11 protein-coding genes are annotated in these 13,292 nt (G+C 43.0%); 3 read left to right on the top strand and 8 right to left on the bottom strand.

Going from position 1 to position 13,292, the window contains the following annotated elements; translation table 11 throughout:
- Nucleotides 1-60: 60 nt before the first annotated feature.
- The 5 genes from nqrE to Q9G97_RS13100 are packed head-to-tail and all read right to left on the bottom strand — an operon-like array spanning nucleotide 61 to nucleotide 4,875.
- Entirely contained in the window at nucleotides 61-669 is a 609-nt protein-coding gene (gene nqrE / locus Q9G97_RS13120) for an NADH:ubiquinone reductase (Na(+)-transporting) subunit E (protein WP_201570613.1), read from the bottom strand.
- Nucleotides 669-1,340: an NADH:ubiquinone reductase (Na(+)-transporting) subunit D gene (locus tag Q9G97_RS13115; RefSeq protein ID WP_201570612.1), complete on the bottom strand. Its 672-nt coding sequence runs from the start codon at nucleotides 1,338-1,340 to the stop codon at nucleotides 669-671. Before Q9G97_RS13115 ends, nqrE begins: the two co-directional genes overlap by 1 nt.
- A 1-nt stretch (nucleotide 1,341) precedes the next feature.
- A complete protein-coding gene (locus Q9G97_RS13110; protein WP_305899164.1) occupies nucleotides 1,342-2,304 on the bottom strand; it encodes a Na(+)-translocating NADH-quinone reductase subunit C in 963 nt (320 codons plus the stop codon).
- Nucleotides 2,285-3,520: an NADH:ubiquinone reductase (Na(+)-transporting) subunit B gene (locus Q9G97_RS13105; protein ID WP_201570610.1), complete on the bottom strand. Its 1,236-nt coding sequence runs from the start codon at nucleotides 3,518-3,520 to the stop codon at nucleotides 2,285-2,287. Before Q9G97_RS13105 ends, Q9G97_RS13110 begins: the two co-directional genes overlap by 20 nt.
- Before the next feature lie 5 nt (nucleotides 3,521-3,525).
- On the bottom strand, nucleotides 3,526-4,875 hold the full coding sequence (locus tag Q9G97_RS13100; protein ID WP_305899163.1) for a Na(+)-translocating NADH-quinone reductase subunit A: 1,350 nt from the start codon (nucleotides 4,873-4,875) through the stop codon (nucleotides 3,526-3,528).
- Nucleotides 4,876-5,904: 1,029 nt separating this feature from the next.
- Between Q9G97_RS13100 and hisA the strand changes: the two genes are divergently transcribed.
- From hisA to Q9G97_RS13085, 3 genes are read left to right on the top strand one after another with little or no spacing between them, the layout of a single operon-like run.
- Complete coding sequence (gene hisA / locus Q9G97_RS13095; RefSeq protein WP_305899162.1) at nucleotides 5,905-6,657, top strand: 1-(5-phosphoribosyl)-5-[(5-phosphoribosylamino)methylideneamino]imidazole-4-carboxamide isomerase; 753 nt, start codon at nucleotides 5,905-5,907, stop codon at nucleotides 6,655-6,657.
- 54 nt (nucleotides 6,658-6,711) lie between these two features.
- Nucleotides 6,712-8,379 carry a mechanosensitive ion channel family protein gene (locus Q9G97_RS13090; protein WP_305899161.1) on the top strand — a complete coding sequence of 556 codons (1,668 nt, stop codon included), beginning with the start codon at nucleotides 6,712-6,714 and terminating at the stop codon, nucleotides 8,377-8,379.
- 34 nt (nucleotides 8,380-8,413) lie between these two features.
- On the top strand, nucleotides 8,414-8,713 hold the full coding sequence (locus tag Q9G97_RS13085) for a hypothetical protein (protein WP_201570604.1): 300 nt from the start codon (nucleotides 8,414-8,416) through the stop codon (nucleotides 8,711-8,713).
- 108 nt (nucleotides 8,714-8,821) lie between these two features.
- Here Q9G97_RS13085 and rnr read toward each other — a convergent pair whose 3' ends face one another.
- The 3 genes from rnr to infC form a co-directional block, all read right to left on the bottom strand.
- On the bottom strand, nucleotides 8,822-11,077 hold the full coding sequence (gene rnr / locus Q9G97_RS13080) for a ribonuclease R (protein WP_305899160.1): 2,256 nt from the start codon (nucleotides 11,075-11,077) through the stop codon (nucleotides 8,822-8,824).
- A 183-nt stretch (nucleotides 11,078-11,260) separates the two neighbouring features.
- Entirely contained in the window at nucleotides 11,261-12,505 is a 1,245-nt protein-coding gene (locus Q9G97_RS13075) for a toxic anion resistance protein (RefSeq protein WP_201570601.1), read from the bottom strand.
- A 265-nt stretch (nucleotides 12,506-12,770) separates the two neighbouring features.
- Nucleotides 12,771-13,268, bottom strand: a complete 498-nt coding sequence (infC, locus tag Q9G97_RS13070) for a translation initiation factor IF-3 (protein WP_201573624.1) — start codon at nucleotides 13,266-13,268, stop codon at nucleotides 12,771-12,773.
- Between the last annotated feature and the right edge of the window lie 24 nt (nucleotides 13,269-13,292).

Genomic DNA, 13,292 nt, shown 5'->3' with positions numbered 1-13,292 from the left:
ATTTGCAACCTTACCGAATAAATGAATTAATTATCTCAAATAGCTAATAAGGGTTATCGTTTAGATGGACATACCACCGAACGACATAAAGCCTAATGACATAAGCCCTACGGTAAGAAACGTAATCCCTAAGCCTTGTAGAGGTGCTGGAATATCTGAGTACTTAAGCTTTTCGCGGATACCAGCCAATACAGTGATTGCTAGCGCCCAACCAAAACCTGCACCGATACCATAGACCATAGATTCGCCAAAGTTATAGTCACGCTCAACCATAAATAGTACGCCACCTAAGATCGCACAGTTAACTGTAATCAAGGGTAAGAATACACCAAGCGCGTTATACAAGGCAGGCACGAACTTGTCTAAGAACATCTCTAGAATCTGTACCGTTGCCGCGATTAGACCGATGTAGCTCAGCAAGCCTAAGAAGCTTAAGTCAATCCCTGGGAAACCTGCCCAAGCCAGTGCTCCATCTTTTAGGATGAACTGAAAGAGTAGGTTATTTAGTGGTACGGTAATAGCCATAACCACGATGACGGCAACCCCAAGACCGATAGCCGTTGAGACCTTTTTTGATACCGCCAAAAAGGTACACATGCCTAAAAAATAGGCCAAGGCCATATTTTCAATAAAGACTGAGGTTATAAATAAGCTAATATAATGTCCCATTAGTGTCCGCCTCCGTGCGCCATGCCTTTAGACTGAGGCTTCATAACGAAGTCAGCTTCTTCGATCTGTTCTGGTTTCCAGATACGTATGATGACAATAAACATAGTGATAATAAAGAACGCTGAAGGCGGTAATAGCATCAGACCATTAGGTACGTACCAGCCACCATCAGTAGCAGGCTGTAATAGCGTGAAGCCAAACCAACTGCCAGCGCCAAATATCTCACGGATACTAGCGACAAACAGTAGTACCGCAGAGTAGCCAAGACCGTTACCGATGCCATCTAAAAAGCTGGGAATAGGTGGGTTACTCATCGCATATGCTTCGGCGCGACCCATAACAATACAGTTAGTAATAATCAAGCCGACAAATACCGATAGTCCCTTACTAACATCATAAGCGACCGCTTTTAGTACCTGATCCACTAAAATAACCAAAGAGGCAATAATAGTCATCTGCACAATAATACGAATACTTGAAGGTATTTTTTTGCGAATAATTGAGATAAAAAAGCTTGAAAACGCGGTCACTAATGTCAGCGCCACACTCATGACGAGAGCATTTGAGACGCTCGTGGTCACTGCTAATGCTGAACAAATCCCTAAAATCTGTAAACCAATAGGGTTATTGTCAAAAATAGGGGAAACTAAAATCTCTTTGGTATTAGCCATCTTACGCCTCCTTGCCATTGGTAGCAGTTGTAACATTGGCAGCTGGTACAACGACTGCCAGCTTGGTTACAGAATGAGTTAGGGCAGCATCATTCTGACCTAGCTTTTGATAAGGGCTGTCTTGATGTAAGCTTTGACGAGCAACTGCATCCGTACTCTCAAGTGTTTTGCCACTCTGTTCACGCTGTGCATCTAAATAAGGCTTGTAGCCTTGCTCACCCAACCAGAACTGAATCATGTTACTGACACCACGACTGGTCAAAGTCGCACCGCTAATACCATCGACCCAGTTATCTTTTGGATTACCTGCTTTGGCCACGCCAGTAGCGACTTCGCCGTTTTCATCATACGAGTGAATACCGCTCCACGTCGCACGCCATTTTGGCTCTTCGATACGCGCGCCAAGACCTGGGGTTTCTTTATGCTCATAAAAGCTAATACCTTTGATGGTATTCATATCGCTCTCAAGCGTTAAAAACCCATAAATTGTACCCCATAAGCCGTAGCCTTGAATCGGCAATACGACCAGTTCAGGCTTGCCAGCATCATCATTTTTGACATAGACTTTGGCATATTTAGGTACACGGCCAATACTAGCGGGATCGTTATCACCCAAGTCTTCACTTAGTGCCTGATTTTTGGTCGCTTGGCTGGCATTATAAGCATTGCGATCATCGATACCGACTGCGCTTAGCGCATCATCCTCAAGATAATCGCCCGCCTTCAAATCAACAATTTCGACATCGAAGTCTTTAAAGCGTTCAGCGACATCATCATTGGTATCTTGTGCTGGATCAAACATACCAGCCGCTACTAAGATGTTCTTGTTACGGTCTAAGCGCGCGTTTTCGACTTGCGATGGCTTTAAACCAACCGCTGCCGCTGAAACGAGTACTGAACATACTAAGCATAACGTTAACGCTACGCTGACCGTTTTCATGTTATTACTTTTGGGCTTGGACATAACGAACCCTCCGTGCCGTTTGACGTTTGATATTCGCTTGTGTCACAAAATAATCAAACAATGGAGCAAATAGGTTGGCAAACAAAATAGCCAGCATGATGCCTTCTGGGAAAGCTGGATTGACCACACGGATCAATACCGTCATAAAGCCAATCAAGATACCATAAGCCCAGCGACCTTTATTGGTATGCGCCGCTGATACAGGATCCGTGGCCATAAATACCGCACCAAAAGCAAAGCCACCGATGACTAAGTGCCAATAAAAAGGCAGTTCCATCATCAGATTGTCATCAGAGCCAATCATATTAAAGATAAGTGACGTGGCTACCAAACCGATAACACAGCCTGACATGATGCGCCATGAAGCAATACGCGTCCACAGCAACACTGCCGCGCCAAACAAGATAGCTAAAGTCGATACTTCACCGACACTACCTTGGATATTACCAAAAAAGGCATCGCTCCAAGTAATCGCTTGACCATAGACGTTAGTAAAGTCAGCCGGACTTACGCCAAGAGCAGCTAGGCCAAGTGGCGTCGCTCCTGAGAACCCATCGACCGCTGTCCATACCGAATCGCCTGATATATAGGACGGATAAGCGAAATAAAGAAAAGCTCGTCCCGATAGGGCAGGGTTCAGGAAGTTCTTACCCGTACCACCGAATACTTCTTTGGCAACGACAACCCCAAAGATAATACCCAAAGCCACTTGCCATAAAGGAATATCTGGTGGCATGATCAGTGCGTACAGCACTGAGGTAACAAAAAAGCCCTCATTGACGTCATGACCACGGGTAATAGCGAACAGAATCTCACAAGTAATACCAACGACAAAGGTGACGATATAAATCGGTAAGAACTGCATCGCCCCGTAAACAAAACAAGCCCAGATACTAGTCGGATCATAGCCCACCATGCCAGTGATGATAGTACGCCAGCCATCAGCCTGTAGACCAAGCTCAGCAATAGCGGTTAGCGCTTGGTGACCGACGTTGTACATGCCAAAGAACATCGCTGGAAAAGTACACATCCACACCGTAATCATAATGCGCTTTAGATCAATACCGTCGCGCACATGAGAAGAAGTAAAAGTCGTTGAATCTGGCTGACGCAAAAACGTATCGAACATCTCAAAGATAGGATAGTATTTTTCGTGCTTACCACCCTTAACAAAAGACGGCTCCATACGATCGAACATGTTGTGTAAAAATTTCATCGTGGTTAACCCTCCAGCTCAATGCGTGTCAAATTATCACGCAAGATATCGCTGTATTCGTATTTGCCAGGGGATACAAAGGTGCACAGAGCCAAATCTTCTTCATCAAGTTCTAAGACACCTAAGTCAACAGCAGTGATAATGTCTTCAACAATGAGCGCACGTAACAGCTGCGTTGGCAGATAGTCCTGCGGCATCACCTCTTCGTAAACGCCAATTGGCACCATCGCTCGCGGTGAACCATTAGTCGTCGTAGTGAAATTATATTTTTTCTTAAAAAACTGCGAGATATAAATAGGCAGCTTTGAAAAGCGATTTTTACCAGGAGTAAAGAAGTGAAATGCTGGACGCTCATGGCCTTCGGACAACACACTGACCTGGTCATGAAAACGACCCAAATAAGCGACATTGTCAAACACTTTGCGACCCGACAGTACTGAGCCTGAGATGATACGGTTATCATCACCGACCAGTTTGCCTTTAGTCAAAGCAGTAACGTCCGCGCCGCGCTCGGTTGCGACGAGATGCGGTGCTTTTACTGCAGGTCCTGCTAGGCTCAAGAGACGACGAGTATATAGACGTCCTGTGGTAAACAGCTTACCGATAGCAATCACATCTTGATAACCGATCGTCCAAACACTGACGCCGCGCATAAGCGGGTGCAAAAAGTGAATGTGCGTACCAGCCAAACCCGCAGGGTGCTTACCACTAAAGCTATGATACTCAGTGACGTTACCGGTTGCCATATTGGTGGCAGGGGTCAAATGAGCATCGCCATGATGACAGACAAAGGTCTTTGGACTTAAGGTAGATAGAGCGGATAAACCATCGTTAAATGCTTGAGTCTGCTCATTGATCAATAGCATTGGATCAAAAGCTAATGGATTGGTATCCATGGCAGTGACAAAGATCGCTTGCGGACGCGCACCGATCTCAGGCGCACGGCTGTAAGGACGCGTACGAAATGCTGTCCATTCACCTGAAGCTAGTAATTGTTTCTCAATCACTTCAGAGTCAAGAGAAGCCAGCTGCCCAGAGTCAAAACGCTCAAACTCCACTTCTTCACCCTTAGGGTCGACAGCGATCACGAGACTCTCAAATACGCGGCGCTCACCACGTTTGATAGCGATGACTTTGCCAGCAGCAGGGGCAGTATAGATAACGCCAGCACGTTTCTTATCTTCAAAAACGGGCTGACCTTTGGCTACGATGTCGCCTTCTTTGACGTTCATAGTAGGCTTCATGCCCACATAATCATAGCCAATGAGTGCCACATGTGTTGGTTGGTGCTCAGATATCTCGCGGGAGGGCTCACCGGTGATAGGCAAATCCAAACCTTTTTTGATGGTAATCATAGGCGAAAACTTAGTCCATAGTCCAAAACGATACCAGACATCCTGTTCGGCATATCGACAGTAGCAACTTTAACATTATTAAAAGCATTCAATTCTCTATCGATGACGCAAAACAGGAATTAAATGCTTTATATATACGCTTAAGTAGTACTATTAGATAAGATGATTAACGCTGATCTTAGACTCCTAAACAACACGTTAATGTCTTATACGAATTACCAAGTGGCGACTGGCTACCAAGGTATATGCTAGTATCTGCTATCTGAAAACAGGTTGATCGTTTTAAATAACAAACAGTCTATACATATAAAGTCTTTAAAATTGTCATGTCAGTTTGATTAGATAAGCAATCATCTGAATCAGTAAATGGTCAATGTGTATTATATGGAAACAAAGCTTATATAAATCAATAGCCTACAACAATATACTTGGCTAAAATTGTAAGGGTGTTATAAGCATATGCACAATAAAATTGATTGTTAGTTAACACATTTAATGATCTGAAAATCGAAAACTATTCAATGCCTATTTTGCAATTGAAATATTAGAAATTATCTAAACTATATCTGTATATAGTGTTCTTAATAGTCTCAAGCACGCTGCTATTATTTAGTTACTAGCATTTAATGGTCTTCAATAGATACCGAAAAGCGGTCTATAAAGACGGACACTTTTAGACAACTATATAGAAACATGTACAAATTTACCTAGGATTATACGCTAAATTAACCTAAAATTGCCAGTCAGTAACTCAATTTAGCTGATATTAGTCTTGATTTTAGATAGATAAACTTATGGTTATGAGTTAGGGCGTGTTTGATAATTCAACCGTGGCACTGACAGTGACTATTTTTTGAATGTTTAACACGCCCTAATCATCAGTAGTTTATTTTCTCTTGAGTACAAAACGTGATTTGAAAGTGCTAATAATCAGACTTAAATCATAAAACACCTGTTTAAACAGGATAATCAATATTCTTAATTTTGCTTGTTTTGCTAAAAATGTAAGACTTTTATAAGGAATGCTCTATGTGTGCAGTACCAGTACCAGTACCAGTAATAATCCCAGCTATTGATCTTAAAGACGGCAAATGTGTTCGTCTAAAACAAGGACGGATGGAGGACGATACCGTGTTCTCTGATGATCCAGTTGCGATGGCAGCGCGTTGGGTGCATGAGGGTGCTCGTCGTTTGCATTTAGTAGATCTCAATGGTGCTTTTGATGGCGTGCCAGTTCATAAACAAGTCGTTCATGATATTGCCAAAGCTTTCCCTAATTTACCTATTCAGCTTGGCGGTGGTGTGCGTAATATGCGCACTATAGAGCAATACATTACCGCAGGTCTAACTTACATCATTATCGGTACCAAAGCCGTTGAAGACCCTGAGTTTGTCGCTGAAGCTTGTCGCGAGTTTGCAGGTCACATTATCGTAGGTATTGATGCCAAAGATGGCATGGTAGCGACCCACGGCTGGGCCAATGTTACGGATACTCGTGCCACTGAATTGGCTAAGCGCTTTGCCGATGTTGGCGTCTCCTCCATTGTTTATACTGATATCAACCGCGATGGTATGATGCAAGGCGTCAATGTAGAACAAACGGTCAATCTTGCCCGCGAAGGGGGTCTACCTGTTATCGCCTCTGGCGGCGTCACTGATATAAAAGATATTGAGTTGCTTAAGCCTTTTGGTGATTGTATCGAGGGTATTATTACTGGTCGTGCCATTTATGAGGGTACGCTAGACTTGGGCGAAGCACAGAACTACTTAGACGGTAAATAAGCATCGGGTTTAACCTGTCTTATTGCCTTCAATACTAGGTGACAAAGGATATCTATGGCAGCTTCTCCAAATCGCCTATCATTGGCTAAGCAATTGCTGGTTTATAGTCAAATACTGCTACTAAGCATGACTTTTGGCTTGCCAGCTTTAGCTGCTGAAGAAGCGTCTACTAGTACCTCTGATAAAGTATTAGCAGATACGGCCACAGCTTTAGGGCTACCAGAAGGCGCGTTGAGCTCCAATAAAGGGGCTGAAGCTGATCCTGAGAGTGGTGCAGCTGATAACAGTGAAGCAGGCGTAGCTCCCGTAGACTCAGTAAAGACGCCACCTGTGATCAGTGGTGAGAGCACTAATAATGCACAGATAGAAACCACCCCAACCCCGCAAAAAGATAATGATATACGCGCTCGAATTAGCGGTATCTTCTCTGAGATTGACGGTCTGCAAGCGGTTACTGCAAGCGTGACGCAAGGTGTGGTTACCCTTGCAGGAGAGACCCCTAATGAGAAAAAAGCGCAACAAGCGATTAATCTAACCAATCGCTTAACCGATGTGGTTACAGTAGAAGACAAGATTGAGCGTACGCTCGATGTGCAGGACAACGTCAATACCGTATATCAAGGCCTAAAAAACCAAGTTAAGAACTTTATGAAAGCTTTGCCACTGATACTGGTCGGCTTAGTCATATTTGGCGTAGTGACTTGGTTTGGCAGCTTTCTATCCAATCGTAAAAAGTTCTGGCAGCGCCTTACGCCCAACCCTTTTGTCGCTGAACTGCTATCGCAAACCGTTAAAGTCATTTTTATCATCTTTGGCTTAATATTAGCGTTAAGTTTGATTGGCGCAGAAACTCTACTTGGAACGCTGCTTGGTGGTGCTGGGGTTATCGGTATTGCGGTAGGTTTTGCGGTAAAAGACAGTATAGAGAATTATATAGCCTCCTTACTGCTTAGTATTCGCCAACCGTTTCGGGCTCGTGATCAAATCGTTATCAATGATAAGGAGGGCATTGTCGTGCGTTTGACGTCAAGAGCCACTATTTTGATGACTTTAGACGGTAACCAGCTGCGCATTCCTAATGCCGAAGTTTTCAAAGCGACTATATTAAACTATACCAAAAACCCTGAGCGCAGATTTACCTTTGAGCTAGGCGTTGATGCTAATGACGATCCACTAGCCGCGATTAAAGTGGGCTTAGATGCTCTACGCACTTTGGACTTCGTATTAGCCAAGCCTAAGCCAATCGCAATTATCACTAACGTTGGTGATTCAAATATTGTCCTTGAGTTTCAAGTCTGGGTTGACCAGACGCAGACAGATTATCCAAAAGCACGCAGTATCGCTATTCGTGAAACCAAGCACGCCTTAGAGAACACAGGCTTTAGCTTACCTGAACCTATTTACAAATTACGCTTCGATAGCAAAGTTGAAAAAGCACTTGAGCACCTACAAAGTAATAGTGGCGAGAATGCTTTACCCGAATTGACGGTTAAATCCATAATGCCTGACCAGACAGGTGCTAATATCATTAACAATAAAAATTCTGACGATCTGGAAAAACAACAAGCAAAAGCCCGTGCTAAGCAAATCTTGCAAGGGGCTGAGGCTGATGAAGTACTAGATGCTAGTCCTGATCAGAAGCTAAAGGAAAAGGTAGAACAAGAGATTGCGGATAATACAGGCGAGACGGATCTTTTAAATAAAAACAGTCCACAAGAATAGTACAAGATGAATCATCAAACTTAAGGTTGCAATTATGCAAAGAAAACACTTGATTGCTTTTACTCTAGCCACTATTTTTATGTTGCTTGGCTTTAACATGATTAATAACTACTTTCACGAAAAGGATAGAGCTGCGCTGTTGGATAAAGATGTAGCAGCAGTTACTGAGATAAGCTCATCTATTGCAAATGACACCACTGATGGATCAGTGGATATTGCAGCACAACCATTAGGCAAGCAACCTAAAGCGATTATTGATAATACTATTAGTCAAATTGAACAAGCTCAAAACGTTGAACAGCAGCGTCTTGAGCAGATGGATAATGCTCAATAGTGAGGTTTTATTGTAATTAACAAACGATAAAATTGTGCAAAAAAAAGGCTAACGATAACGTTAGCCTTTTTGTTTATTGTTTTGAGAGCTGTTTGAAAATCTAGTAAACTAGCTTTTTTTACTTTTACTACGAGTATTCTTTTTAGCGGGTGCTTTCTTAGCAGGGCCTTTTTTGCTTTGATTCATCTCACTCGATTTGAGTTTTTCTTTTAGATCAAAATCTATCTGCAAGAGATCCATATTGACGCCAGCTACTTTTACTTTGACCAAGTCACCTAAGCCGAATAAGTTGCCTTTATCTTTACCGATAAGCTGCTGCTGCTTTTCATCATAGACAAAGTAATCATCGCCTACATTAGAGATATGCACTAAGCCATCGATATACAGATCGGTCAAAGTCACAAATAAGCCAAAGCTTGTAACACTAGTGACCACACCTTCAAAGTCTTCACCGACATGATCTTTCATGTAATGGCATTTGAGCCATGACTCAACATAGCGTGATGCTTTTTCAGCACGGCGCTCAGTATCTGACGTTTGCGTGCCAGCACCATCGAGTGAAAAGTCCATAACAGGCTGTTGACTATTCGTCACTTTGGCTTTTATTGCCCGATGGAGCATCAGATCAGGATAACGGCGAATCGGTGAAGTAAAGTGACTGTATTCATCGTAAGCTAAGCCAAAATGACCGATATTATCAGGGGCATAGTTGGCCTGCATCATCGAGCGCAATAGCATACTATGGATACTGATAGCATCAGGACGCTCTTTAGTGGCTTCAATAATGCGCTGATAGTCTGCTTGTGTTGGGCTCTCCTCTGGGAAGGACAGGCCAAAGTTCTTGGCGTACTCATGAATACGCATGGACTTTTCGCCATCGGGCTTATCATGGTTACGATATAACACAGGCAACTCATGTTTTAGCGCAAAATTCGCCGCACAAGTATTAGCCAGCAGCATACACTCTTCGATCAGCTTATGCGCATCCCCTCGTGTACGCGGCACGATAGCTGCGATACCACCAGTCTCGTTAAATTTAATATAAGTTTCAACCGTTTCAAACTCCATCGCATGGCGCTCTTCACGTTTTTTCACCAGCAAGTCATAAAGCTGATGCAGCGTATCAACAGACTTTTTGACCTCTGCATTGCCCGTTAAAGACTTAGGAATACTAGCGTCTTTTGGATCATTAAAATAGTCATTGACTTGGTTATAAGTTAAGCGCGCTTGTGAGTTCATCACCGCAGGATAAAACTCATAGCCTGTCACTTTACCCGCGCGCGACACTTTAATATCAGCGACCATACACATGCGATCAACATCAGGATTTAGTGAGCATAGACCGTTCGATAACACCTCTGGCAACATCGGTATAACGCGATGTGGGAAATATACCGAAGTACCTCGCTCATAAGCCTCTTTGTCTAGTGGCGAGTTCGGTGTGACATAATTGCTGACATCAGCAATAGCCACGAGCACTCGATAGTTACCACCAGAGCGCTTCTCTGCAAACACCGCATCATCAAAATCACGGGCATCTTCCCCATCGATAGTGACCAGGGGCATATTACGCAGATCAGTACGACCTTTTATATCTTTTTCGGTCGGCTCTTTATAGTCATTGGCTTGTTTAAGCGTCGCTGCGCTAAACTCAAAAGGAATATCGTAGTTCAGTAAAGTGGTCTCAATAATTAACTCACGATCATTATCATCGCTGAGCACTTCAGTAATCTTACCCGTCGCAAATTCGTGCTGGTTTGGCCAATCAATCACATCTACTTTGACAGGATAACCAAGCTTTACATCCATGGCTTTTACGTTGTCATCAGTAACGGTAATCGGCTGATGGTTGTTTGGGCTACCCAGCTCAACGCAATAGCCGTCTTCATCTTTAGCCAAGGTACCAATGAATTGGTTTTGTTGGCGCTCAACGACATCAACGATACGACCTTCTGTGCGACCACGATTATCTGTAGAAGTGCCTACCGCTTCAACGGTATCGCCATTGAATACCCAGCGCATTTGCTTTTCGTGCAAAAACAAATCAGGCATATCACTTAGCAGTACAAAACCGAAGCCTTTAGCATGAGCTGAGACGGTTCCTGTGACAACATCGTGTTTGGTTACCGTACGAAAGCGCGAAGGGCGTCCTTCACGGGTAATTTGTCCATCGCGCACCATAGCTTTTAGTCGATTGGCTAAGGCTTCAATTTGATCTTCATCATCAATATTAAAGGCTTTTGCCAATTTTTGGTGCGTGGTTTCACCCAGCTCATTGATCGTGCCAATGATTAGCTCGCGACTAGGGATGGGGTTAACATATCTTTGTGCCTCACTTGAGGCGTTTGGATCATTCCAACTCATAAAGTACCGTATCTGTTTTTAGGATTATTGGTTTTAAGCTTATTAGCTCTGAAATTGTTAGCTCTAAACTTGCTAGCTCTAAAAATGTTAGTATGGCTATCTTAACACGAACATTCGCTTAATAGCTTATGTCAATTGTCCACATGTCATCGATAGCCTATTATTACTAAGTAAATGCGGTCTTTAGATATCGATATCAAGACCGTCTGATTTATTCGTTATCTTTTTACTATCCAGCTCTTTTGTAACCTCAAGCACTGTTGTTTGATTCGATTTATCCAAATACTTTTGAGCTTTGTCGACTTCAGTTGTCAAAGTATTGACCGTCTGCTTCATGTTCTCAAGCGCCTCAATCTTATAATTACTGATCATATCCATTGTGTCATAGACATTATTAAAAGCGTTTTGCAGTTTATCGAGCTCAATAGTACTACTGGTCGCCTGCTCATGAATCTCGCCAGACTGACGTTTGAGCATCGCTGAGGTTGATTCAATTAAGCTGCTAGTGGTTTTGTTCAAAGCAGTAATCTGATCTAATACTAGCTTTTGATTGGTCATCGCTTGCGCAACAATAACCGCCGTACGTAGCGCTGAAACGGTCGTTGTTGTGGCGCGATCGACCCCCTTTATCAGCTCCATATTATTACGGCGAATAGTATCTAAGGCTAAATAGCCTTGAACGTTGACGGCCAACTGAGTCAAAAAGTCGGTATTTTTTTGACGCACATAGAACAGCATCTCTTCTTTTATAATACGAGCCTTTTCAGGGTCGCTCGCTTCAATAGCATAGACCTTTTGCTCGAGTTGCTCATCGATTTTCTTTCCGACATAGACGTACTGGCGAATCGACTGCATGAGCTCCCACATATTGACTTTTTCTTGCTCGATCATAGCATTGTCTTTGAGCAGCTCATCCTTACCATTATATAGACTGGTCACCACCGCATTGATATGCGACTGTGCGGATTCATATTGACGAAAGTAATCTTGTACTTTATTACCAAAAGGAATGATGCCGAATAGCTTACGCGAGCTAGTTAACTGCTTTTTGCTAGGATCTAAATCCTCTACAATACCGCGCAAATCTGTCAATGACTTAGCAATAGGGGAGTTATCAAACAAGCTGTCGTTCAGGCTTTTAGCGGGTAGCTCAAGCATACGGTTAGAGACTTGCGCGGACTCTCGAATCTCTTTTGAGCCTAAGTTGTGGATAGATTGAACATTTTGCTGAAATTCAGGACTATGTACTGAATTATTTAGAACATGATCGACAAAGGCATCGACTTTAGCATCGAGCTCTGGGATTTGGCTTTCATCCAGCTTGACCATCTGATCCGCTTCGCTCTTTTGTACTTCTTTAACAGCAGCAGGCGGGGTTAACGAAATACTAGGCGCGGCTGCATTTTCAGGTGGGGTCAATTCTTGCATGGATATTCCTTTAATAGAGGGGATTAATTTCAAAAGGTCTACTATAAGCTTTATTATTATATTGGGGTTTGTTTACAATTAGATGATATATTCTGCTTTAGATTACCTTGTAATTAGCAAGGTTAGAAGGCTGATTTTGTAAACTCGTTTATGCGTGCTGCAACATGTTTTGCTCGGCGCAATAGTAAAAAACCATCAATACACGTACGCATATTGATGGTCAAAAAATAATACTAAATACTAACCCTAAGGTTAGGGCAAGCATTTATCTTTTCTTAGTAGGCCCTAATAGCATACCCATCTGACGACCTTCCATCTTAGGGTATTGCTCAACATTTGAGATTTCAGCGGTGTCTTCGATAATACGATCAAGCTGCTTACGACCGATCTCTTGATGCGCCATCTCACGACCACGAAAGCGAATACTAATTTTAACCTTATCCTGATCTTCCAAGAAGCTAACGATTTTTTTCAGTTTTACCTGATAATCGGCCTCTTCAGTACTAGGACGCAATTTCATCTCTTTGAGCTGAGTTTGCTTTTGGTTCTTTTTAGCCTCTTTCGCCTTTTGCTTTTGATCATACAGATAATGTTTATAATCCATGATCTTGCATACAGGCGGCTTGGCATCGGGCACCAGCTCGACCAAATCTAAATTGTCTTCGCGTGCCGCTTTCATCGCGGTTTCGATATCGACTACGCCCATTTGCTCGCCGTCTTCTTTTACTAAACGGACTTCTTTGACGCTGATATCTTCATTAATGTTTAAACGATTCGACTGTTTAAT

The sequence above is a fragment of the Psychrobacter sp. M13 genome, from assembly GCF_030718935.1.
Classification (GTDB): domain Bacteria; phylum Pseudomonadota; class Gammaproteobacteria; order Pseudomonadales; family Moraxellaceae; genus Psychrobacter; species Psychrobacter immobilis_G.
The sequence above is the reverse complement of the archived record's forward strand: the minus strand, read 5'-3'. Positions and strand labels throughout refer to the sequence as shown.